At 42.5% G+C, this 23076-nt stretch carries 25 protein-coding genes; 5 read left to right on the top strand and 20 right to left on the bottom strand.

What is annotated here, in order from left to right:
* Window positions 1-9: 9 nt before the first annotated feature.
* Window positions 10-438 (top strand): 50S ribosomal protein L13, encoded by a 429-nt coding sequence (gene rplM, locus B9Y77_RS08515; RefSeq protein WP_014545714.1) that lies wholly within the window; start codon window positions 10-12, stop codon window positions 436-438.
* Window positions 439-456: 18 nt separating this feature from the next.
* A complete protein-coding gene (gene rpsI / locus B9Y77_RS08510) occupies window positions 457-861 on the top strand; it encodes a 30S ribosomal protein S9 (protein WP_014545713.1) in 405 nt (134 codons plus the stop codon).
* A 296-nt stretch (window positions 862-1157) separates the two neighbouring features.
* Here the strand turns inward: rpsI and B9Y77_RS08505 are convergent, their stop codons facing one another.
* Window positions 1158-1913: a flavodoxin family protein gene (locus tag B9Y77_RS08505; RefSeq protein ID WP_085491220.1), complete on the bottom strand. Its 756-nt coding sequence runs from the start codon at window positions 1911-1913 to the stop codon at window positions 1158-1160.
* Between the two features lie 99 nt (window positions 1914-2012).
* A complete protein-coding gene (locus tag B9Y77_RS16210; protein ID WP_254899971.1) occupies window positions 2013-2198 on the bottom strand; it encodes a hypothetical protein in 186 nt (61 codons plus the stop codon).
* A gap of 112 nt (window positions 2199-2310) precedes the next feature.
* On the opposite strand from B9Y77_RS16210, the gene B9Y77_RS16205 reads away from it, so the two are divergent.
* From B9Y77_RS16205 to B9Y77_RS08490, 3 genes are all read left to right on the top strand, one after another.
* Window positions 2311-2487 (top strand): hypothetical protein, encoded by a 177-nt coding sequence (locus B9Y77_RS16205; RefSeq protein WP_254899970.1) that lies wholly within the window; start codon window positions 2311-2313, stop codon window positions 2485-2487.
* Between the two features lie 143 nt (window positions 2488-2630).
* Entirely contained in the window at window positions 2631-3014 is a 384-nt protein-coding gene (locus B9Y77_RS08495) for an alpha/beta fold hydrolase (protein ID WP_254899969.1), read from the top strand.
* Window positions 3015-3134: 120 nt separating this feature from the next.
* The gene (locus B9Y77_RS08490) at window positions 3135-4481 is read left to right on the top strand and encodes a CotH kinase family protein (protein ID WP_085491219.1); all 1347 of its coding nucleotides are present in this window, start codon (window positions 3135-3137) and stop codon (window positions 4479-4481) included.
* 58 nt (window positions 4482-4539) lie between these two features.
* Here the strand turns inward: B9Y77_RS08490 and glf are convergent, their stop codons facing one another.
* The 18 genes from glf to B9Y77_RS08400 form a co-directional block, all read right to left on the bottom strand.
* Window positions 4540-5664 (bottom strand): UDP-galactopyranose mutase, encoded by a 1125-nt coding sequence (gene glf, locus B9Y77_RS08485; protein ID WP_085491218.1) that lies wholly within the window; start codon window positions 5662-5664, stop codon window positions 4540-4542.
* Window positions 5665-5666: 2 nt separating this feature from the next.
* Window positions 5667-6776, bottom strand: coding sequence for a polysaccharide pyruvyl transferase family protein (locus B9Y77_RS08480; RefSeq protein ID WP_085491217.1), 1110 nt, complete (start codon window positions 6774-6776; stop codon window positions 5667-5669).
* Window positions 6776-8005 (bottom strand): Coenzyme F420 hydrogenase/dehydrogenase, beta subunit C-terminal domain, encoded by a 1230-nt coding sequence (locus B9Y77_RS08475; protein ID WP_085491216.1) that lies wholly within the window; start codon window positions 8003-8005, stop codon window positions 6776-6778. The genes B9Y77_RS08480 and B9Y77_RS08475 overlap by 1 nt, the downstream gene beginning before the upstream one ends.
* Window positions 7989-9536 carry a lipopolysaccharide biosynthesis protein gene (locus B9Y77_RS08470; protein ID WP_085491215.1) on the bottom strand — a complete coding sequence of 516 codons (1548 nt, stop codon included), beginning with the start codon at window positions 9534-9536 and terminating at the stop codon, window positions 7989-7991. Before B9Y77_RS08470 ends, B9Y77_RS08475 begins: the two co-directional genes overlap by 17 nt.
* Window positions 9537-9541: 5 nt before the next feature.
* Window positions 9542-10813 (bottom strand): O-antigen polymerase, encoded by a 1272-nt coding sequence (locus tag B9Y77_RS08465; RefSeq protein WP_085491214.1) that lies wholly within the window; start codon window positions 10811-10813, stop codon window positions 9542-9544.
* 1 nt (window position 10814) lies between these two features.
* On the bottom strand, window positions 10815-11978 hold the full coding sequence (locus B9Y77_RS08460; RefSeq protein WP_085491213.1) for a glycosyltransferase family 4 protein: 1164 nt from the start codon (window positions 11976-11978) through the stop codon (window positions 10815-10817).
* Complete coding sequence (locus B9Y77_RS08455; protein ID WP_085491212.1) at window positions 11975-12877, bottom strand: glycosyltransferase family 2 protein; 903 nt, start codon at window positions 12875-12877, stop codon at window positions 11975-11977. Before B9Y77_RS08455 ends, B9Y77_RS08460 begins: the two co-directional genes overlap by 4 nt.
* 27 nt (window positions 12878-12904) lie before the next feature.
* Window positions 12905-13969 (bottom strand): glycosyltransferase family 4 protein, encoded by a 1065-nt coding sequence (locus B9Y77_RS08450; protein WP_085491211.1) that lies wholly within the window; start codon window positions 13967-13969, stop codon window positions 12905-12907.
* Between the two features lie 3 nt (window positions 13970-13972).
* Window positions 13973-15091: a glycosyltransferase gene (locus tag B9Y77_RS08445; protein ID WP_085491210.1), complete on the bottom strand. Its 1119-nt coding sequence runs from the start codon at window positions 15089-15091 to the stop codon at window positions 13973-13975.
* 228 nt (window positions 15092-15319) lie between these two features.
* Entirely contained in the window at window positions 15320-16396 is a 1077-nt protein-coding gene (locus B9Y77_RS08440) for an NAD-dependent epimerase/dehydratase family protein (protein ID WP_085491209.1), read from the bottom strand.
* 9 nt (window positions 16397-16405) lie between these two features.
* Window positions 16406-17725: a UDP-glucose dehydrogenase family protein gene (locus tag B9Y77_RS08435; RefSeq protein WP_085491208.1), complete on the bottom strand. Its 1320-nt coding sequence runs from the start codon at window positions 17723-17725 to the stop codon at window positions 16406-16408.
* 150 nt (window positions 17726-17875) lie between these two features.
* Window positions 17876-18316, bottom strand: coding sequence for a hypothetical protein (locus B9Y77_RS08430; RefSeq protein WP_085491207.1), 441 nt, complete (start codon window positions 18314-18316; stop codon window positions 17876-17878).
* 153 nt (window positions 18317-18469) lie between these two features.
* Window positions 18470-19813: a Na+/H+ antiporter NhaC family protein gene (locus B9Y77_RS08425; protein WP_085491206.1), complete on the bottom strand. Its 1344-nt coding sequence runs from the start codon at window positions 19811-19813 to the stop codon at window positions 18470-18472.
* A gap of 19 nt (window positions 19814-19832) precedes the next feature.
* Window positions 19833-20186 (bottom strand): winged helix-turn-helix domain-containing protein, encoded by a 354-nt coding sequence (locus tag B9Y77_RS08420; protein WP_085491205.1) that lies wholly within the window; start codon window positions 20184-20186, stop codon window positions 19833-19835.
* Window positions 20187-20203: 17 nt separating this feature from the next.
* On the bottom strand, window positions 20204-20548 hold the full coding sequence (locus B9Y77_RS08415; RefSeq protein ID WP_085491204.1) for a hypothetical protein: 345 nt from the start codon (window positions 20546-20548) through the stop codon (window positions 20204-20206).
* A gap of 124 nt (window positions 20549-20672) precedes the next feature.
* Entirely contained in the window at window positions 20673-22172 is a 1500-nt protein-coding gene (locus B9Y77_RS08410; RefSeq protein WP_085491203.1) for an ATP-binding protein, read from the bottom strand.
* A gap of 189 nt (window positions 22173-22361) precedes the next feature.
* Entirely contained in the window at window positions 22362-22778 is a 417-nt protein-coding gene (locus tag B9Y77_RS08405) for a helix-turn-helix domain-containing protein (protein ID WP_085491202.1), read from the bottom strand.
* Window positions 22738-23058 (bottom strand): type II toxin-antitoxin system RelE family toxin, encoded by a 321-nt coding sequence (locus B9Y77_RS08400; RefSeq protein ID WP_208854524.1) that lies wholly within the window; start codon window positions 23056-23058, stop codon window positions 22738-22740. Before B9Y77_RS08400 ends, B9Y77_RS08405 begins: the two co-directional genes overlap by 41 nt.
* Between the last annotated feature and the right edge of the window lie 18 nt (window positions 23059-23076).

Genomic DNA, 23076 nt, shown 5'->3' with positions numbered 1-23076 from the left:
AGGATTTACATGAAGACCATTACGGTAAACCCGAAGACTGTCTCCCGCAAGTGGAAGCTTGTGGATGCAGCTGACAAGCCGATGGGACGCGTTGCAAGCGAAGTTGCTCGTCTCCTCATGGGCAAACACAAGGCCATCTATTCCCCGAACGTCGACACTGGCGACTTCGTGGTTGTTATCAACGCTGAAAAGGTTGCCGTTTCTGGCAACAAGGCTCTCCAGAAGCAGTATTTCCACCACACTGGCCACATCGCCGGTGAACGTTGGATCAACTTTGCTGACCTCTTGGCAAAGAACCCGACTGCTCCGCTCGAAGCTGCCATTTGGGGCATGCTCCCGCACAGCGCTCTTGGCCACAAGATGATCAAGAAGCTCAAGATTTTTGCAGGTGCCGAACATCCGTTCGCTGCCCAGAAACCCGAAGTCGTAGAACTTTAATTTAGAACGGAGAAAACTATGGCTACAGCAAAGAATAAGAAGATCTACCGCGGCACTGGCCGTCGCAAGAACGCCATCGCCGCTGTGATTCTGAAGCCGGGTTCCGGCAAGCGCACAATCAATGGTCGTGATTTCAAGGAATACTTCCATTCTGAAGTGCAGGACATGATTGCAAATCTTCCGTTCGCCATCCTTGGCAACGCTGAAGAATGGGACGTCGAAGTTACCGCTCGTGGCGGTGGCATCGCTGGCCAGATGGGCGCTGTCCGTCTCGGCATTTCCCGCGCACTCGTTGCTAACGACGCAGAAGTGAAGCCGGCTCTCAAGAAGGAAGGCCTCATGACTCGTGACGCACGTGCCGTTGAACGTAAGAAGTTCGGCCGCAAGAAGGCTCGTAAGCACTTCCAGTTCAGCAAGCGCTAATCTGCGATTTTGCTTTTACGGAAAACCCTGGCATCTGCCAGGGTTTTTCTGTATTTGCTCCCAATACGTCATCCTGAGCGTAGCGAAGACAACTCAGAAGGCGAACGTTGCAAAAATGAGTTTGCTCATTTTTATAACCGAGCCAAAGAGTTGGGGCTTCAGCCCAATCCAGTTATTTTTGTGCTTGAAAAAAGAAGATGCCCCGTTGGAGCGGGGCATGACACATGCGGCAAAGCCGCGACTTTTAACAAATTTCTAGTAACTAATAACTATTAACTAGTAACTCGCCGAAGGCGCTAGAAATTATCGTCTCTATCGAACATATGCGTCACGAATTCAGTCACGAGCGTCACGTAAGCGTCTTCGCTGAAAATCGGCTTCTGCATCAAGTCAATCGCTTCTTGAGAGAGCTTTCCTGTCGTAGCTAGTTCGGCACCGCCCTTGCGGTACTTTTTTCGGAGCATATTCAAACGACGCGGACCGCCACGGTGGTCGAGCGCGCGCATCTGCGGGCAGGCAATAAGCGTGTAACCCTCGTGCCCGAGGATGATGTCGAACTGCTTGCGGATAGGTTCATAAACTACGTCGATGTCCATCCAGGCGCAACTCGAAAGCAGGATAATCTTCTGACCTTCCTTCTGGAATTGCAATCCGTGCAAGTGCGAATTCATCGCATTGGCGCCTTCCTTGAGCTTCTGGCCCATGTACGGGTGGACCATGCCCACGATGCGGTCCATCAGGACCTTCATCTGCCCAGGAATGCTGAACAGGAACAGCGGAAAACTCCAGATGACAATATCCGAATTGATGAGCTTTTCGCGGATCATCGGCACGTCGTCGTCCTTCATAAAGCACGAACCGTCCTCGCGCCCCCAGCAACTGAGGCAACCGCGACACGGCTTGATGTTCATTCTGTCAATGAAAATGTACTCGGTCTCGTAGTCGCCGTTCTGCTCCAGCCCTTCGACAAAAGCCTTCGTCGGGATGAGAGTGCCACTGCGTTCATTCTTCGGGCTTGCGACCATTACGAGGATTTTCTTTTTTTCTGCCATGCGCGCAAATTTAGAAAAAAGTTCAAAATTCGTTATCTTGAAGTCTTTGAAACGAGCTTAAAAAAAACGGCGTAGTAAAATGACCATCATCAATGAAATTCAAAAAGCTCTTTTCGCAAAACAGGACTTGAAATTCAAGGCTTTCCATAGCATGATAATCCCGACTACGGATGCATAGTCGATTATCTGCGTACGCACTCCCGAATTGCGCACCATTGCGAAGAACTTTGCAAGCCATCTGCAAAAACCGCGAACCGCAAGCGCCTTTTGAAATATGTTCAACATTGGATAAATACTCCCGTGACGATAGTTTATACGGCACGCTTTGGTATTGAAACGCTGATGTCGTTTTTCTTGGAAGATGACTTTGACACGAAATTCTTGAATTGGGTTGCGAATGATGGTCGCGAGGTTCTTTGCGACAGCACTTGCCAAGCAGTACAACGCTACGCTCCCGTTCATTGAAAAATGCAAACTCGATGCGTGGACGCACAACAAGACCATCCAAAAGGCAATCGAAAGCAATCGCACCACAGACTGGCAAAAAACTTATTTGAAAACCTTGAAATTATAGTATCTTGTCGTATGACAGAAACGTTAGTACAGACCGTTAAGACGAATAATTTTTAAATGGATTATGCCAAGTTCGGCACGTGTGCCCGCCCGCTTGTATTGCTCCCTGGCATGAGCTTGAAAAGTACGATGAGCGTTGCCTAGATGGTAGCGGATTCGTATAAAATATTCAAAGACGGTTTTACAGTTTATCTGTTCGACCGCAAAAAGAATTTTGGTGATTCGTACTTGATGGAAAAAATGGCGACGGATACCGCTGAGGCAATGGACGCTCTAGGCATTGAACTCGCCCGCGCGTGCCTTGATTTCGAAGCCTATGCAAATTTTGAAAACGTCACGTGCCCGACACTCGTCTTGGGTGCGAAACTTGACCAAACCTTGGGCGTAATCGCTTCTAGGGAAATTGCCGAAGCACTAAAGCAAAATGGAACTCCGGTGGAACTTTATGTTTACGAGAACTACGGCCATGCCGTGAACGACGAAGCCCCGGACTATTGCAAAAGAATATTGAAATTCTTGAATAGATGATAAAACCCTCTGAAAAAAGTTTCTGAACGTAATTGTATAGCCTTTTTGTAGGAAATGGCGTGCTTTTGAAATACCCATGGTGTAAATAATGCTATCTTTGGGTATCTTGGAGTAAGAAACATGATTCGAGCTGGTTGGAAATCGCATGCCGCATATATGTTTTTTTTGTGCATTGCTCTAGCGACGGCAGTTCTGAGTGCGTGTGACGACAGCTCCTCAGCGGATGCGGATGAACCAACGGCAAGTTTGCAAAGTTCAAGTTCTTCGAAAGCAAAAAGTTCTTCTTCAAAAGAACTTTATCCCGATACGTTTAAACCGAATGACAAGGAATATCCTTACGCAAATATTCCCCGCATTGTAATTTATACGGAAAATCAGCAAAAGATTAAAGACCGCGAAACAGAAATTCCCGCTAAACTCCAAATATGGGGCAAGAAAAAAGCCGAAAGCGAAATTCTTGATTTGACCATAAGAGGGAGAGGAAATTCATCGTGGGGAATGCCTAAAAAAAGTTATAAGATTGAGTTTGCTAAGAAACAATCGATGCTAGGCATGCCAAAGGATAAGGATTGGGCGCTAATTGCGAATTATGCTGACAAAACGTTGATGCGGAATTTTATTGCGTATCGGTTGTCTGCTGCTCTTGGGGCTTATTATGCGCCACGATGTGAATTTGCAGAGTTGTATTTGAATGGGGAATATTTGGGAGTGTATTTGCTAACGGAGACGATAAAAATATCGGAAAATAGAGTGAATATTCCGAAGAATGATTATTCCTATATAGTTGAAGTTGATGGAAGGTATAATAAAAATGAACAAGTTGTTTTTTCTGATGTAATAACAGAAAATGGAACAGGAATAGCGTTTAGAGTTCATGATCCTAAAAATGCTACAGATAATGTGCTAGATACTGTTCAGGATCATATTCAAAATTTTGAAAATTTTTTTAAAACGATTCAGGTAGGAAAAGATAATTCTGTAGATGAATGGATTGATGTTGATGAAAGTATAAAACATTATTGGGTTCAAGAGTTATCAAAAAATACAGATGCTAGATTTTATACAAGTGTTTATTTTTCATGGGTCAAAGGTGAAATAATAAAAATGGGTCCTGTATGGGATTTTGATTTAGCTTTTGGAAATCATGGCACTGAAAAAAACAATGCTATTGAAGATTGGTTTCTTCGTGTCCTTTGGTATGAATATCTTTTTCAAGATAGCGTGTATAGGGAATACGCCAAAAAGATGTGGAATGAAAAATCTCATTTGTTTGCGTCTGTACTTGATACGATAGATTATGTGTCCGTAAAGTTAAAAAAATCTACACAAAATAATTTTAAGCGTTGGAATGTTTTAGGTATTTCTGAAGGATGTTTGCATCAGTCTTTTGACAGTTATGAAGATGCTGTTGATGATTTAAAAATTTGGATTTCGAAAAGAATACAATGGATAGATAGCCAGTATTAGAAATCTTAATTGGGTTGGCTATAGCTATAGCCAACCCATTGTATTGAATATATCTTTTTTAGATTTCCTTTAGGTTTAGCACTTGCTCGATGATGGGAGCCATGTCGTAATACTTGTACTGAGCCAAGCGTCCGCCGAAGATGACGTTTGATTCTTGCGCGGCGAGCTTGCGGTATTCTTCGGCAAGTTTGTTGTTGCGTTCATCATTGACGGGGTAGTATGGCTCCATATCTTCCTTGTACTCGGTGGAGTATTCTTCCGAAACGACGGTTTTCGGAACGTTATAGACATCGCCGCCGAACATTTCGAAATGCTTGTGCTCGATGATTCGCGTGTACGGCTGGTCATGCGATGTGTAGTTGACAACGGCGTTTCCTTGAAAATTCGGAGTGTTTTCGATACGTGTCTTGAAACTGACGGTGCGCCAGTCGAGTTTGCCGAGCTTATATCCGAAAAATTCATCGATAGCACCCGTATAGACAAGCTTGTCTGCTATTTCACGCCAGTTGTCTTTATATTCAGCAAAGAAATCGACGCCGGTGCGTGTCTTGATTCCTGCTAGTAAACCGTCAATGAGCTTATTGTAACCGCCGATGGGAATGCCCTGGTACTTGTCGTTAAAGTAGTTGTTGTCGAATACGAGTCGAACTGGGAGGCGCTTGATGATGAACGCCGGCAAGTCCTTGCAATTGCGACCCCACTGCTTTTCGGTGTATTCCTTGATAAGCTTTTCAAAGATATCCTTGCCGACGAGCGTGAGCGCCTGTTCTTCGAGATTGGCTGGTTCACGTCCATTCAATACGGCGATAGCTTCGGCTTTCTGTTCTTCGATTTTTGCCTTTGCCTCTGCCGGCGTTGTGACGCACCACATCTGGTAGAACGTGTTCATGTTGAATGGCAGGTTGTAAAGCTTGCCTTTGTAATTAGCGACTGGGCTGTTTGTGTAGCGGTTGAATTCCACGATGGAATTGACGAAGTCCCATACTTGCTTGTTGCTAGTATGGAATATGTGGGCCCCATATTTGTGGACGTTGATTCCTTCGACATTCTCGCAATAAACATTTCCACCTAGTTGTTCACGTTTGTCTATGACGAGGCATTTTTTCCCGGCACGTGTGGCGCGGTATGCAAATGTGGAGCCGAAAAGACCTGAACCGACAATGAGATAATCGAAATGGTGCATTACTATTCACTTATTGATGTTTTGATAAAATTAAGGGATTCTTCTCGTCTTTTTTCTAAGATGAGATCTGCTTCTGTAAAATCGATTGAGTTGTCTGAAATTGTTCCGTTTATAGTCAATAAACGGTCTTGAAGCTTTAGGGTGTTTAAAAGGTCGTTAGCTCTTGTATTCCAGGAATCCTTAAGGACGAGGCTGTAAAAGCGCTTGTGGTTTAGGATTGGAAATACGCAACCATGAAATGATGGAGTGAATATGCATTCGGCTGCTTTGATTGCACCTAAGAATGTCTCAACGCCTGCGTTGGGCATGTATATAACGTTTGTGTGCGCCTTGGCGTATTTTACAATGTCTTTTTCGAACCATGAGGATAAAATGAGTAGCTTTGCCCCAGTTTTTTTTGCATATTCATAGATTTTGTCTGTGAAATACATGCAGTCGCGAATTTTATAAAATAGAACAAATTTTTCACCTGGAAGTGGATTTTTTTGCTCTATTTCACTGTAAATTGCTGGGTCCGCAATTAGAGTTGGATCCAAGACTGTGGTAATATTTTTTATGCCAGTATATTTTGTCAAATCATCATTTAATTTTTGTTCTCTTACGCCGATTGCGTAGAAGTTTTTTAAATAATGCTTGAAAAATTCAATTGTATTAGGATTATACTGAATTGATTCTGCACTGGCTGCGTATGCAATCTTTTTGGCATTCTTTTTTACAGGAAATTCACCAAAGTAAATTTTGTCATAGCCGCCAGTAACTATGGGATTCCAAATTTGATCGCTGCCGAAAAAGTAATAATCCTTATTTTGGGGGATTTGCTTGCAAAAACCAGGCTCTGGATTCAGGTGCTGTAGTAGATATTTTTGGAAAACTTGATTCTTTTTAAGCTTTGAAGGAAGTCCTTCTAAATGTTCTAAAATTGCAAAAACGTTTTTTCTGATAAATTTACGATAATGAAGAGGATTGTACACGTTATAGACGTGTGGCTGCTTATAACGGATTATTTCGACATCTAATCCTAACTGCTCTAGAGTCCGCTTCATTGCAAATGGCTGTAACATAGCCCCGAAATTTGTTGCAAAGTAAGTCGTTATGATTCCGGCTGTCTTCATTATTGAAAATCCTTTAACATTTTTAACGTTTCATGAGCTTTGCGAGCTTGTTCTTTCTTTTGCTTCTTTTTGAGCGGATAAGTAAATAAGGACTGTAGAATAAAAAATATCTTGTTTATGTATTTATTTTCAAATCCGTTCTGAAAGATTACTTTGCATAGCCAATCTGGGTAATTCATTATTTTTGATATTTTAAAGCAGCCTTTAAAAAGCTGCCGGTTTGTTGGCATATAAAGATTTTGATTTTGTGGAATGGATTCTTCCCAAGAAACCTGTTCTTTGTATATGTGAGGATTGTCTACGAATAGAGTTCGGCCTCTTGCTGAATTGACGAGGACGAGAGAAATTCCATCTCGATGATTAAATTTTTTTTGATTGACTTCCCAAAAATCGCACAGTGTTAAATCGCTTACTCGGTCTATTCTTGCGTATTTACAAGTATAACAGTTTTCTCTTATGTTGGACATCGTCAAGTATGAACGGAATAAGAAATCCTTACGGCGCTTAGTGCATTCTAGAATGGAACCGTCTGGCATTTCGTATGTAATTCTGTTGCCTTCCAACCATCCTTTAGATTTTGTCCTGTATTTTAATATTTTCTTTGCTCCAGTGAATTTCAGGGCTAACTTGCTTAGATGATTTGTTGGCACTCCGTGGCATACAATTTCTAATACGAATAAATTTTTTAATAAAGCTTCATTATAATGTAAAAACGTATAAAGAGCTCCTGCTTGGCAGGGTACTCCTGAAAATAGTACTTTATACCCCTCGGTAAGGCGTTTTTTTACTTGGGTGTATATACCTGAAGCGTTACTTTGCTGATATTTGGAATTTTGAAGTTTGCGAAGTTCTTCGACTGATGATATTTCGATGTGCTTTACTGTCGAATCGTCTTGCAGGGCGGCTCCGTACACAAAACCTCCGTTTTGCAGGAAATCCTTTGCTATTTGGGCAAAAATACCGCCAGATGCACTATGCTTTATTAGTTCATCATCTAAGGTCCATGCGGCGTAGGGCTTTTCGTATGCAAGGTCATTGCGCTTAAGCTCATCTTGGTGCAGTATATGGCAGTTCTTTTCGCACAACTTACAATTGATGCATAGGTCTTCATTTACAAAAGGGAAAAAATAACCGTTCTTACTTTCTTTTAAAGAAATTGCTTTTTTGGGGCAAGAGTCAACGCATGCTGCACATCCACAACAATCTTTTTCTTTAGGTAGGTTTGGCATGATAAAATCTTGATTTGAGTTTTATTAGTAGTTGCTTGAGAAATAATTTTTCGCTTTTGTCGATTCCTATAAGATAAATAATAAGAAAATTAAAGAACCATGTCGCAATGCAAAGCGTGAAAAAGCGGATTATACCGTCGTGCATGGTTGTGTAGATAATTGTTGGTACGATTAGGCATGGAATTGCTACAACAAAGGATCTTAATAGAACTGAAAAGAAGTATTCAGATGGGGATATGTTAAGCAAATGCTTGATGAAATAAAGTCTCATTAGTACAGTGATGGTACTGATGGCGATAGATGCGGTAAGTGCTGTATATGGGGGTAAACCAAATTTAAACAGGATGAATGAAATTGGAAAATTTAACATGTTTATTCCGCTTATTACAAGCTGATAGTTCCTGATATTTCCTGTTGCTTGAATCGCGCATCCAATGGTAAATGTGAATACTTCTACTAAAGAAAGAATTAAAACAAGGCGGGTAAAGAGATTTGTATATTCAGGAACATTTCCCATCCAGATTTTTAAAATGAAGTCGATTTCGTATATAATTGGAATGCATAGGAACATTAAAAGGTAGAATGAGAGTTTTCCACCCCTAAAAATAAGTTGCTTTGTTTTCTCATATTCTTTGGCTGCATAACTTTTGATAATTTGGGGGTTCATTGCCATGGTAAAATTATTTGAAAAATTTGTCACAGCATGGCATACTTGGTAGGCAATTGCGTTTGCCGCATTTATAACGGAACCGAAAAAAACGTTTAGTATGATGTTTACGCCCTGGTTCTTTAGCATGTTTGCCGTAGAACCGATAAGGCTCCATGTAGAGTAGCTTAGCATTGATTTAATCTGATTCTGCTCGAAGCACAGTCTTAAAGAAAAGACAGATTTGAAATTACTTTTGCAGTATGTAATGTAAAATAGGGTTAATAGTACTGATAAGACAAATTGAAGAAGGCCTAGGAGAATGAGTTTGTCGTATCCTGTTGACCAAATCATATAAGCTATGGCGCATCTGGCAAAGGCGTCAAAAATGCCTATGTATGCATAAATATTCATGCGCTCATAGGAAATGATGAGTGCGTTGAATGGAACTTGGAGTATTGTAGCGATGGAAGACAGTACTACAAATTGGTACGTCCAATTACATGCGTATAATCTATCCGGAGGTATTGAAAGAACTTTGTTCACTAAATAGATGCCGATCGGTTCTCCAATGATTACGACTATTAATGCGAAAAGAAAGTGAATAGTTAACGATGTCTTGAATACATGCTTTAAGCGTTCTAAATTATTTTGACCGAGCTCAAAGGTGATAAAACGAGATGTTGCTGCAGCGAGGGAGTTGTTTAAATAGGAGAATACAATGATAACGCCTGCGATAACATTGTTCAAGCCAAAATCTTGTTCTCCTAAAGAACGAAAAAGAACCCTTGTGGTAAACAAGGATACTGCCATAATTAGTATCATTCTTATATAGAGGAAAACTGTATTTTTTGCAATGTGCTGCGCTGAACTTGTACTGCTCATTTGAGTTAAATACTGATGGTTCTCTTTTTAAAGTTATAGCCAAAAAACAGCCAAACAATGATAATCCTATAAATTAAATCATATGACGTGTTGAATCCCCATATACCTTGGATTAAGAGCATGTAGCAATAGTAATATATAATCATTTTGTTGAACGGTATAGTCGTGCTTCTTATGTGAATGAAATAACTGTAGAATTTATTCCATATAACAGCAAATACTATTGCTCCCCAGTATCCAAATTCCATTACCAAGGACCCTACGATTGTTCTGAACCATGCTATTGATGTTCCTGTAATTCGCGAAAAATAATAAAAACGACTTATTTTGTCCGATGGTGCGTTTACTTCTGTAAATAGAGATATTACGGGACCAAAATAATATTCCCCCATAGAAAAACCTTTGTAATTACCCCAAAAAAGTAATGGAAAATTTAAAAACGGCTCGCCAAAATATGTGGCGATACTCATGAAACCGGAAGCGCCATCGCTAAAACGGGCGAATGTGATGATTAGTGCGGGAATGGTTAATAGGCTTAAAGTGATGGTTGCTGTCAAAATTATGAATCGTTTGACTTTTTTTGGCATGAAATTATAAAATAGAATGTATCCAACAAATATGTCTAACAATAAATAAAGCATTGCTCCGCGAGATATATTTACAATGGATTCTAGTAGCGTTGGAAGAAAGCAACTTATGCCAAGAAGAACAATCATTTTTATTTTATGTGTTCTGTACGATAGATAGAAAAAGAATAGAGGGATTCCTGCGGTACGAAAAACTTTGACAAAGTTTAAGAATTTTTGTTGAATGGGGGAAAATCGTGAATATCCCATGCATCGATCCATAAAATCGTCAGCAACGGTACTTTGATCGTATACTGAAGATATTGATGTCATGTTGGGTAAAAGTAAAATTATTGCTATGAAAGATACTGTAAAAAAGATTATAGTGAAAATTTTTTCATTTATACGATGCGGTGGTAATATGGAAGATACTTTTTCTATAGGATTTTTGTAAATCGGATAAAAGAATATACCTATGAACATTAGCATGTACAAATAGGGCCATATGGAAACTTCATTGATTTTTTCTTCTGTTGCATGTCTTATTAATTCATAATAGCCCGAATAATATAGAAATACGGCTGTTATTGCAAAAAATGCGTAAAATAGGGGGGCAAATGATGTTGGACCAAATTTTGAAAATTTGCTTTTTGTGTATTTGAATACGAATAGGTATATAAGTACATTTATGATTAAAATAAAAGTTCCCATATTAATATTCTCTTTTTATGGTCTCGTAAAATAAAATATATTTTTGGGCTATTTCTGGGCTGCTGAAATTTTCAAAACGAAAATTATTTTCAAATTGAATTTTTTTGTTGACGAAATTCTGAATGCATGTTGTTAGTTCTTCCTCGATGTCGGGATTGAAACACATGCCGGATTTTCTATCCGCCAAAATTTCTGGTATGCCACCTTTGTTGGAGGCGATGACTGGAATTCCTGCGGATTGCGCTTCGACAACGGTTCTTCCGAAAGGTTCGTTCCATAAAGAAGGTACAACTAATAAATCGATTCTGGTGTAAAATTCAGAAGCGACTTGCCTTCCCAGGAATGTGACTTTTGAATTCCCTGCAAGTTGCTTTAGGTATTCTATATAAGTACTGTCTCCAGAACCTGCAACTAGCAATTGGTAGTTGTTCAAATTGCATTTGGCAAATGCTTTTATTAGAACTTCAATGCCCTTGCTTGGATGTATTGTTCCTATAAAGCCTATTGCGTGATTGACTTTATGTTCAGTATTTGTAGATGTTTTTTTTACAGGATTGAAGATGACTGCTTTGTTTTTTGCTTTGGAAAAAACGTTGAATGATGTATGACAATCTAGAATGAACTGGCTTATGCCAACAACACCATTTACGTATTTTGAAAAGTAGCGCTTGGAAAAAGAAGTCGCTTTGCATGAAGGACATCTTTTAATGCAGTTGCACCCGTTTTTGAACATGGTACATTTATGGCATAACAAATAATAGTCTCGAATTGTGTGGCATACCGGTATTTTCTTTAAGCTTGACAAGAACCAAATAAGAGTTGAAAAATGGCTTAAATTATTGGTATGCAGGATATCAGGTTTTTCTTCTTCAAGTATTTTTAGGAATGGCTTGACTATGAATGGGTTGCACAAGTCTATAATGTGCCATAGAGCTTTTTTTAAACCGCTCGGAGATGTGCTATTCCCACCCCAATATAAGGGGTTGACTTTCATGTAATGAATTTTTACGCCGTTATGTGTCTCGATTTTATTTTTGGAAAAAGAGCAACAGACTGTAACTTGATGACCCAAATTCACAAGCTCTTCTGCAAGTAGCTGCGTAGAGACCTCTGCGCCTCCTCGTTGGTACGGATAATAAAACTCATTTACAATTAAAATTTTCATTTGCTATTTTCAATTGGGAATTGAACTTTGGGTCGGAAGGTAATAGTAGAAAGAATGCTTTTTACTATGATAAATGCATGTCGTAGTTTAAAATGGCTAAGTAGTTTTATTAGGAGAATGATATCCTTTAAAAAAGTAATTAAGAACATGTGCCAATCTTTAAACTTTCTTTCGTTATTCAGTTCGTTCCTGAATTTATAAAAGTTCATTGCTATTCGTCGTGGATTGGTTTCTTGAATTAGCTGTAATGACTTTTGAATGGCTCTTTTATGGGTTACAATGCTTCTGCATGCAACAAAACAGGGGTACTTGGAAGATATTCGGCGTGTGTATTCAACGTCATCCCCCCAAATAAAGTACTCTTTTAGCGGTAAACCTACTTCAAAAATTGTTTTTGTCGATAAGAACACTGAAACAAATGTGGCATGTATAACTTTTACCAAGGCGTAGTTTGCCACATAGTCAATCACATCGTTGTAGCCGTCTGCTTTTAGTGAATTGATATTGGGAGTGTTCATCGGCTGACCGTTAATGCCAATGACTCGGCTGCAAACAAATCCTATGTTTGGGAGCGCTTTGTATGCTGAGACTAATTCATCTAAGGCTGTAGGTTGGCAAATGACGTCATCGTCCATAACCCAACAGTATTTGTAGCCGTTTTCAGCGGCATACTTCATACCTGTAAAAAAACCGCCTGCTCCACCTAGATTTTCTTGTGTTATAGTTATGATATCCTGCTGCTGTTGTAGCCATGAAAGAGTGTCATCCGTGGATCCGTTATTGACTACAATGATTTGTGCATCTTTGTATGTTTGTTCTCTTAGGGAATTAATTTCTTCTTTCAGCAAATCTAATCTATTGTAAGTGACCGCTATTATTGCAACTGCCTTATCTGCCATGTTAGATCCTTTGCAAAAAGTGAATTTTTACATTACTTTTCTTGCTTCGTTTAATATGGTATTTCCGCTTTTTTCCCATGAAAAACGTTCCAGATTCTGGAAACCTTTGTCTATCAGTTGATTTTTGTATTCACAATGGGTTACTATCTTGCTGATGGCGCGGGTTAAGTCTGCTGGGTCTTGCGGATTGACAAATTCTGCTGAATCTTGTAACACTTCTGGCAATGAGGCGGTGTTTGATGCTATGACTGGACACCCGCAAGCCTGTGCTTCTAAAACAGGAATGCCAAAGCCCTCATATAAAGAAGGAAAAAGAAATGCGTTTGCGTTGGAATACAGTTTTATTAGTTGGTTGTCGTCAACTCTTCCCAAAAACTTGATTCTTGGATGATTGACAAATTTATTCAAGTCGATATTGGAAAAATTTCCTTGTTTTAAATCGCCAACAATGAATAATTTTAAGTCGTCTCTTTGCTTTGACAAGGCTTCAAAAGCATTGAGGATTAATGCGAAGTTTTTGCTTTCCTTTACGGAGGATACCGCCAAAAGGTAGTTTTCTTTTTTTAGTGCGTTGTCGGGCTGTGGGCGGAATTTTTTATCGACTGCGTTATAAACGACTGTAATCTTATTTTGCGGGATGTGGTAGTGACTGGTGATTTCTTTTTTTGAAAACTCGCTGACTGTAAAAATATGCTTGCTTGTTTTTAAAACAAGAGGCATGGTAATTCGGTAAAACCAGCGAAATGCTTTTGAATAGGTGTGGGGATAACGGATGTATATAATATCGTGCAGCGTAGATAATTTATTGCTATAAAAAATCGGGGCTATATTGCACAAATTTATAAGTAGTGGATTGCCGTTCTTTTTTAAGTGACGGGGAAGGTCTATCTGTTCCCAAAGATGCCCTGTATGCTTGCCGATGATTTCAACATTAAGTTCTTTTGCTTCTGATTGTAATAGAATGTTGCTCGGTGAAAAAAAAAGAATATTATTCTTTCCACAAAGAGATTGTAACGCTCTCGATATTTCGAGTGCAAACCGCTGAACTCCAGTAAGGGGTTGGGTTAAAAAGCGTGCGTTGACCGCAATCATTCATTACTCCGCTATCAAGTCAATAAAGCTCTTTTTGAATTGGTTGAAAAGAAATTTTTCTATCACGCGGTTAAATGCTTTTTCCCCAAACTGTTTTCTTTTGTCCTTGTCCGCAGAAAGTTCCTTGATTGCGTTTGCATAAGCTTCGACATCCCTATTAGGAACTTCCAAGCCCGTTTCGCCATTCAGGGACACGTAGTTTACGCCACTTCCTGGAATGGTGTATGTAATGGAGGGCAGACCGAAGTACATGGCTTCGGCAAGGGCGATTCCAAACGCTTCGTTTTTGGTAATTGATGGGAAGCAGAAAATGTCTGCTGCCAAATAGTAGGCTTTAAGTTCGTCGTCCGCTAGTTTCCCAAGGAACTTGACTGTAGGGCAGTTTTTGCTCTGACTTACTAGCGACTTTCTCTTTTCTCCATCGCCAATGATATAGAAAACAAAATTTTCGTTTAGCTTTTGAGCTGACTTGATGAGATAGCTGTAGCCTTTATATGGTACAAGGCGTCCGACAGACAAACAGATGGTCTTGCCTTTGTTTTCTTGCTTGATCTTTTCTGCCAGCTCGACTGCTTTGGGAGTCTTTGCAAGACGGTTTTCGTCAATGCAGTTCGGGATGACTTTGCATTTGGATCTGAATCTTGACAAATACTTACTGCCCTCAATGTAATTGGGGCTTGTCGCGATAATCCTGTCTGCTCTTTTCAGTAGGGCCAAGTTTTGCGGATGGAATATCTTGCCTAAGATCTTCTGGCGGGTAATGTCCAGATGCCAGTAGAGAATGAGCTTGGTTTCCTTGGGAATGTTCCTTAAAAGAATGCTTGCGACGAATGGATTCGGATAGTGAAATACGATATAATCCGGTTTAAACGTCTTAAGCAGTTCCTTGAACTTACAAGCCAATTCTAGCGAAATGGACTGCGAAAAAATTTTGCACTGGCATTTACAGCGAATGACTTCGATATCGTCAACGACGTTCTGGTTCTCGCTGTTGTCGTGTTCAAAACAAAGAACTTTTTGCTCGAATTTTCCCTGTAGAGCTCGAACGGCGTCTCTGGCGACCTGTTCTATGCCTCCGGTAAAGGGATAGTAGTACTTCGATATATGCAATACTTTTTTCACGTGCAAAATTCCAATAGGTCAATTCTCAATTGAGATCGTAAAAGTAGAAAATTTCACTGTTTACGTTTTACATTTTTTTTATTTCCTTATAATATACTCTCGCTTTGTCTTATGATTTCTTTGATAAATCTTTTTTTTTTGAGGTTTTTCTAATGTTTAATAGAAAAAAGCCGCCAATTTCAGATTGAAAGTGACGGCTTGATTGTTCTGTAAAAAGAACTTTAATTATTATTCTACTTTTCCGTAATACCCTGCGTACCATTCTGCAAACTTTCTTAAACCTTCGCGGAGGGGGGTGGCGGGTTTGAAACCGAAATCATTCTCCAGGGCGGTCGTGTCAGCGTAGGTCACGGGCACGTCACCGGGCTGCATTGGCACGAGTTCCTTGTGCGCTTCGAAGTCGTAATCGGCGGGGAGCACCTTCGCACGGACGAGTTCCTCTTGGAGGATTGTCACGAAGTCCAGCAGGTTTTCGGGGTGGTTGTTGCCGATGTTGTAGACCTTGTACGGCGGGAGGGGGAGGCCGTCTTCGCCGTTTTGCTTTTCGGGAGCGTGCTGCATCACGCGCACAACGCCTTCGACAATGTCATCGACAAAAGTGAAGTCGCGCTTGCACTTGCCGTAGTTGAAAATCTGGATGGTCTTGCCCGCCTTGAGCTTGTTGGTGAAGCCGAAGTATGCCATGTCCGGGCGGCCAGCGGGGCCGTAGACCGTAAAGAAGCGCAGCCCCGTGCTCGGGATGTTGTAGAGCTTGCTGTAGGCGTGTGCCATGAGCTCGTTGCTCTTCTTGGTGGCGGCGTACAGCGAGACCGGGTTATCGACCTTGTCGTCGGTGGAATACGGAATCTTCTTGTTGCTGCCGTACACGCTGGAGGAGCTCGCGTACACGAGGTGCTCGACCTCATTGTGGCGGCATGCTTCCAGGATGTTGTAGAAACCGATGAGGTTGCTCTGGATGTAGGCATCCGGGTTCGTGATGGAATAGCGGACACCGGCCTGGGCGGCGAGGTTCACGACGACGGCAAAGTGGTATTTCTCGAACAGGCTGTCGATTGCAGCCTTGTCGGCGAGGTTCGCTTTTACGAATGTCCACTTCTTGCCGGTTGATGTCGCGAGAGCCTCGATTTCCTTGAGGCGCTCGTGCTTGATGTTTACGTCATAGTAGTCGGTGATGGAATCGAGTCCGACGAGTTCGGAACAGTTGTAGTCGTTAAGCAACTTCTTGCAGAGGTTGCAGCCGATAAATCCTGCCGCACCCGTAACAAGGACGGCCTTTCCATTGAGGATAACGTTTTTATCAAGCATGGCTATTCCTTAGCAACCGATGGCGCTGTATTCGAATCCGGCGTCGGCAAGTTCCTTCGCGTCGTAGATGTTGCGGCCGTCGATGATGAGGGCGTTCTTCATAGACTTCTTCATCACGCCGAAACTCGGCATGCGGAACTGCTTCCATTCGGTCACGAGGAGGAGTGCGTCGGCATCGAGCAATGCTTCGTACATGTCGTTGCAGTAAGTGACGATGTCACCCACGCGGCGCTTGCATTCGTTCATGGCAACCGGGTCATAGACTCGAACTATAGCGCCAGCCTTGGTGAGCTTGTCGATAAGCACGAGTGCGGTCGCTTCGCGCATGTCGTCCGTTTCCGGCTTGAAGGCGAGACCCCACATGGCAATCGTCTTGCCCTTGAGGTTGGCTTCGCCGCCGAAACGCTTTGCGAGTTTGTTGAAAAGGACTGTCTTCTGGTATTCATTGACTTCTTCGACAGCCTTGAGAACGCCCATCTTGTAGCCGTTCTTTTCGGCGGTCTTGATGAGTGCCTTCACGTCCTTCGGGAAGCAGCTTCCACCGTAGCCGCAGCCCGGGTAGAGGAATTTGCTGCCGATGCGGGTGTCACTGCCGATGCCCTTGCGGACCATGTTCACGTCGGCGCCTACGAGTTCGCAGAGGTTTGCGATGTCGTTCATGAAGCTGATGCGGGTTGCGAGCATGGAATTCGCGGCGTACTTGATCATTTCGGCGCTCGGAATGTCCGTGAAGATCACGCGGAAGTTGTTGAGCATCATCGGGCGGTAGAGGCGGGTCATGAGTTCCTTGGCCTGTTCGCTTTCGACACCCACGACAACGCGGTCGGGCTTCATGAAGTCCGTGATGGCGGAGCCTTCCTTCAAGAATTCCGGGTTGCTGGCCACGTCGAACGGGACGTTCACGCCACGCTTGTCGAGCTCTTCCTGGATGGCGGCCTTGACCTTCTTGGCGGTGCCGACCGGGACGGTTGACTTGGTCACGAGAACGGTGTACTTCTTGATGTTCTGGCCGAATGTGCGTGCCACAGCGAGCACATACTGCAAGTCGGCGGAACCGTCTTCATCCGGAGGCGTACCCACGGCGCTGAATACCATTTCGACATTGTCGAGAACGCTAGCGAGGTCGGTTGTGAAGTTGAGGCGGCCTTCGCGCTGGTTCCTGAGCACCATTTCATCGAGACCCGGTTCGTATATAGGGATTTCTCCCTTTTGGAGAGATTCAATCTTGGCCTGGTTCACATCGACGCAAGTCACGTTGACGCCCATTTCGGCAAAACATGTACCGCTAACAAGTCCAACGTAACCGGTACCGACGATAGCAATATTCATAAGAATTCCTTGATGAAATATCTGTGTTTGTTTAATCGACGGAAAATGTAATAAAATTATAAAGAATTGTTAACTGTTTTGACTTTGTACAAGGCTATGAAAGGGCTATAAAAAAAACGCTGCCCCGCAGGGCAGCGCTGATGCGTGAGCTCAGTTCTCTCCATTTCGTATTTCTGTTTGCTCACGATCCATAGTGTATGTCAGGTATTCTTTGAAATCGCGGTCAATCTGTGCGATGTCAAAATCTTCAATGTCGTCGATCAAAATACCGGTAACCATTGGATTGTCGTGCCAATCTAATAACGGGATTTCGTCAAAAATAATGACTTTGTCCTGCGCCTTGGCGACATATTCAACTTTTGATTTATCGACCCAGCCCATTCCGCATCGCCCTTTGACGAGGACTTTAGTTTCGGCTTCTTTGACAATTGTCAGTTCGTCATTGAATTCTGCTGTGCAGAAAACTTTCCCACCGTCCTTTGCGTTGGTGACTTCGATATCGCCCAGTTTCGATTTGACTATTCGTGCTGCGAACGATGTTGTGACCATAAACGCAAGCATTACAGCTGTTATGAATTTTAAGGTTTTCATGATTTCCTCCTAGTTTATTCTGAGACGTTTGTCTGCCTCAATTGTAAACTACAAAGTAACGTATATGAGGAGTAGTTGTGGGGTAGTCTAAATTGGAATATGAAAAAAATCCCCGCTAGTAGCGGGGATCGTTGGCGCAAAACTTTGTTAAAGTTAGTGTTTGTTCTTGCGCGGAGAAATTGCAATGAATATAAGTACGCTGACAAGTAACAGGAATGGATAGAACATGTAGGGAATGAGGTCAAACGCGCTGATGTTTGCATTTGGGATAGCTGTTGAAATGGCGGCGAGCGCTACGAGCATTTGTGCGCCATAAGGCAGAATGCCTTGCACGACGCAGCTGAATATGTCCAGAAGCGAAGCTGTCTTTTTCGGCGAGATTCTGTATTCGTCGCCCATCTGCTTTGCAATCGGACCTGCCATCACGATGGCGACTGTGTTGTTTGCCGTTGCGATGTCGAGTGCGCTCACCAAGAGGCCAACGCCCACTTGACCGCTGCGGTGTCCCTTGAACACTTTATGGATAAAGTCTAACAGAGCTGCGAAACCGCCGTGAATGCGAATGAGCCCGCACAAGGCGCTCACCAGAACTGCGACGAGAATTGTCTCGTACATTCCCGAAATGCCGTTCCCGATGTTCTGCAAAAGACCAATCATGTCGAGTGTGCCGGAACCCACCATAATGATGGATGCCGCAACAATGCCGATGAGCAACACTGCAAAAACGTTGATGCCCGTAAGCGCAAGTACCAATACGAGAACGTATGGAATAAGTTGTACGAGATTGTAGGAGTTTTCGGCAACCGTATTTGCTTTGGTCACAAACGAAATTGCCGTGATGATGATAATCGCGAGAAGTGCCGCCGGAGCTGCCACCAGAAAGTTCACACGGAACTTATCCTTCATCTTGCAACCCTGCGTAGATGTAGCCGCAATCGTCGTATCCGAAATAAAGCTCAAGTTGTCGCCGAACATTGCGCCGCCAATCACCGTCGCTACGCAGAATGGAACGCCAAAGCCCGCCATCTGTGCGACTTCGACCGCAATCGGGGAGACCACTGCAATCGTGCCAACAGACGTACCCATCGCCGTAGAGACAAACGCCGCGACAACGAACAGCACTACCACCGCGAACTGCGCCGGAATGAAATCCAAGAGCAAGTATGCCGCCGCTGAGGCGCTTGAACGCCCGAGAATCCCTGCGAAAATGCCCGCGCAAAGGAAAATCAGGATCATCAAGAAAATATTGCGGTCGCCAAGTGCGCCTGCCATCACATTCATCTTGTGGTCAAAATTCAGCTTGCGGTTCTGTACGCAAGCCACGAAAATCGCCACCAAGAATGCCGCGACAATCGGTATGTTGTAAAATCCCATCGGGATCTTGAGGACATATTCAAACGTGATGCCGAGACCCAGATAAAGTACCAGGAATACGGCGATAGGCAAAAGGGCAATCGGGTTGCCTTTGATCTTTTCTTGAGAGTTTTCGTTTTGCATGACGTGAAAGATAGAAAAGTTACTTTCCGCACACCTCCCAATAACCACCACGATCTCCACCGATGCGGGCGATGCGTCCGGTTTTTGTGAGATTTCTCAATTGCCATTTTACACCATCAACAGTTATTCCGCAAATTTCCGACAATTCGGATATAGTCACATTGGGGTTATCCTCCATCGCAGCAAGAATTTTCTGTGTAGTCTTCTGTGTAGTTTTCTGTGTAGTTTTCTGTGTAGTCTTCTGACCACCTATTCCGTTTGCAATCTTTGCATCGAATGAATAGTTTTCGTTCAGGGGCTGGATAATGCGGAATACATCATCTTCGATAAACTCGGGATCAACACCGGAATAAAGACGCCCGTACTTGAACATCTATTTTACAAGATCCATTACGTGACCTCCTTATCTGCAGACTCATCATCATCTTCGGCGATTCTGAGCTCTTCTTCGTACATTTCCTTATGCGGAGCGTATTCGTCCGGAATAACATACGACAGGTATTGCAAAAAATTCCTGTAATCCTCTTTCGCGAACTCGCTACCCATGCCAGAAACGCCTTCAAGTACGATATCTGAATAGCGGTCTAGTAGATGGAGATTCCGTTCATGGCGGAACATCAATCTGTACATCATTGCTGCTGCTTGATCCTGTTGCTGGCTCATAAGTTCATTAAGCCCCGCTATTGATTCCAAGAGTTCCTTTGGCAACTCAAATTCTTCTTTGTTTTCTGCCATAATAGCCTCCATGTGGTCACAATTTGCGACCGGTTGATGTTAGAGGCGTCCCCTTATTCCAAAATCACGGAATAAAAAAACGCGATTCTCCATTTGGCGCTTGCGCCATGGGAGTAAGAAAATTTTACAAGTCCTTCGGTGTGGTTATTGAGAGAAAATTTAAGGAATAACGACCTGGTCCTACTCCTTCTATTTTCTTCAAAAGATTCAGCGAACGCATTCGTTTAATCATCTCTGTTGCGGCTGTTGGCTTACACGCTAAAATTTTCATAATATCCTTTGCTGCAATTACTTGATTTTCGTCTATTTCATCAATGATTTTTTTCATTTTTTCTTTTATTGTCTTCCCAAAACCTGAATTTAATACAATAGATGCGATTTCCATTTTTTGGAGAGCAAATCCCGTTTTTTCAGATTCAATTCCCGTTTTTTGAAGGGTGAATCCCGTTTTTTCGGACTCAAATCCCGTTTTCTGAAGGGCAAAACCTGAATTTTTGACAATGACCTTCAAAATGAATGAATCTTGACGGTATTCAGGCACAGGTAAACCTGACGCCTCCATTTCTCGATAAATTCGGTCAACGCCTTCTCCAAAATCTTTAACATACTTGTAATCTTTCAGGTACTCCGCTATGTGTGAATTTCGTGCAAAATGTGCATTCCTAATCTTGTCAATTTTTACTTGACTCGGCAAATTGCCTGGTGACTCGACAACCAAGTGATCATCGAACATCTTGATTTGAATTTCTGTTCCGCGAATAGAGTAATCCCTATGTGTTACCGCATTGACAACTAGTTCTGTACGTACAAATTCAGGATACTCAAGTTCTGTGGTAAAAATTCCGCCCTTGGTCAAATACGTACGTTCCTTGATTTGCGTCTGAATATAGGCAACAGCCTGCCGAATCTGTTCAAGAATTCGCCCCTCAAAGATTACGTCCTTGATGACATTCATCTCAGTTCCAAATTTTTCCTCGGTACCCTCATAGCGGATAAAGCGTACACGAGCGCGAGGAAAGAACTGCTGCGGATTCTTTCCGAATAGTAATATAGCTGCAACGCTTAGCCGTATTTCGCCGGCCTTCTCCTTGGCAAAGTTCTTGTTTTGCAATAGATACTCCCGAGGGCTTCTTGAGTATCCTACCATTTGCAGATACTCCTTGAGGTAAACTTCATCAATATCGTCGTAACTTGAATCTGGAACCAAAATATCTTCAAACGAGCGCAATCCTTTGTCTAGGCTAAGCGTCATGCGGTCCTCGTAAGAAAGAATTTTTGATTTGTCTCCAATCCGTATATAGGCGTCATGCGCCTGGTTCTCGTGGACAAGCGGACTCGCTTCTATATGGAAAACAAGAACATGGTTTGCCTTGCCGTTTGAATCTACACAATCCACAAATTCATGAACGAATGGAACCGTTGGCGTGCAGAAGTCCATTGGTACTCGCAACAGCTCATTTACTTGGCGTTCCCGAGAATCAACGCCTTCTATGCGTTTGGTCTTGTCCGAAATGCCGACTACGATAATGCCGCCATCGGCATTGGCGAATGCGCAGACATGGTTGGAAAAATCACGCGGAGCAATATTAATGCTTTTGCGGTCAAAAGTCTGCGATTCTTCCATTGAAAGAATTGTAGCGATGTCGATATTAGATAGAGCCGTTGCGCCTCCTTTGATTAGTTGAAGGCGTCCCCTTATTCCAAAATCACGGAATAAAAAAAAACGCGATTCTCCATTTGACAGAAAATCACGTGCTGCATTAATGTACCTAATATCGAAAATGTTGGCTAGGGGAGTAAGAAAATTTTACAGTCAGAACTTGAAATATGTTTCGGGTGGAACGTCGAAAATTAGAGACAGCTTTGCGGCCATTTTCTTGGATATCGGACGACGGTCATGTTCCATCGCAGAAAGGTTCTGTATAGAGATGCCGAGTTTTTGCGCGAGAACATTCTGCGTCCATCCGCGAAGCCCACGGTCGGCACGGATGGCCTTGCCTGGTGTCATTTCCGCGGACATTCTCTTGTTCCAATCGGTACTTTCGAGCACAACCGATTCCTCATCCATATCATGACGTTTTTTGAGCGGCGTTTCATAAATCTTGACACATTTCGGAAACATGTACTTGAGCATCCCCAAAACGAAGTCGGGAATCTGTTCTCCTTCGATCTTGAAGGATACCGGCTTCTTAGTGCCGTGCGTAGGGGGCGCTTTCACGACTGCCAACATAGTAGACCTCTATAGTTAAAGTTCCCGATTCATTTTTCCAACATGCAACCCATTTTCTTGACAAATGGCAATGATACATGTTCATACCGAGTTTAGAATAATTCATAAACGAGGGCTGTTCAGGACCTCTTGTTTCCAAAGCCGTTTTCAAACGGAAGAACTTTTCCTGTTCTGGCTTGGGCATTTTATCAAGGTTCTTTAAAGCCTTATGTGTTATTCTGACCGTGTATCTTTTTATAATGTAATCAAATTTTGACAAGTTGTCAATATTTTCATTCATGATAGGTGCTTTTTGCCT

The organism is Fibrobacter sp. UWB13 (assembly GCF_900177805.1).
Lineage (GTDB): Bacteria > Fibrobacterota > Fibrobacteria > Fibrobacterales > Fibrobacteraceae > Fibrobacter.
Note: the sequence above shows the minus strand (reverse complement) of the source record. Positions and strands in the feature narration are given on the sequence as shown.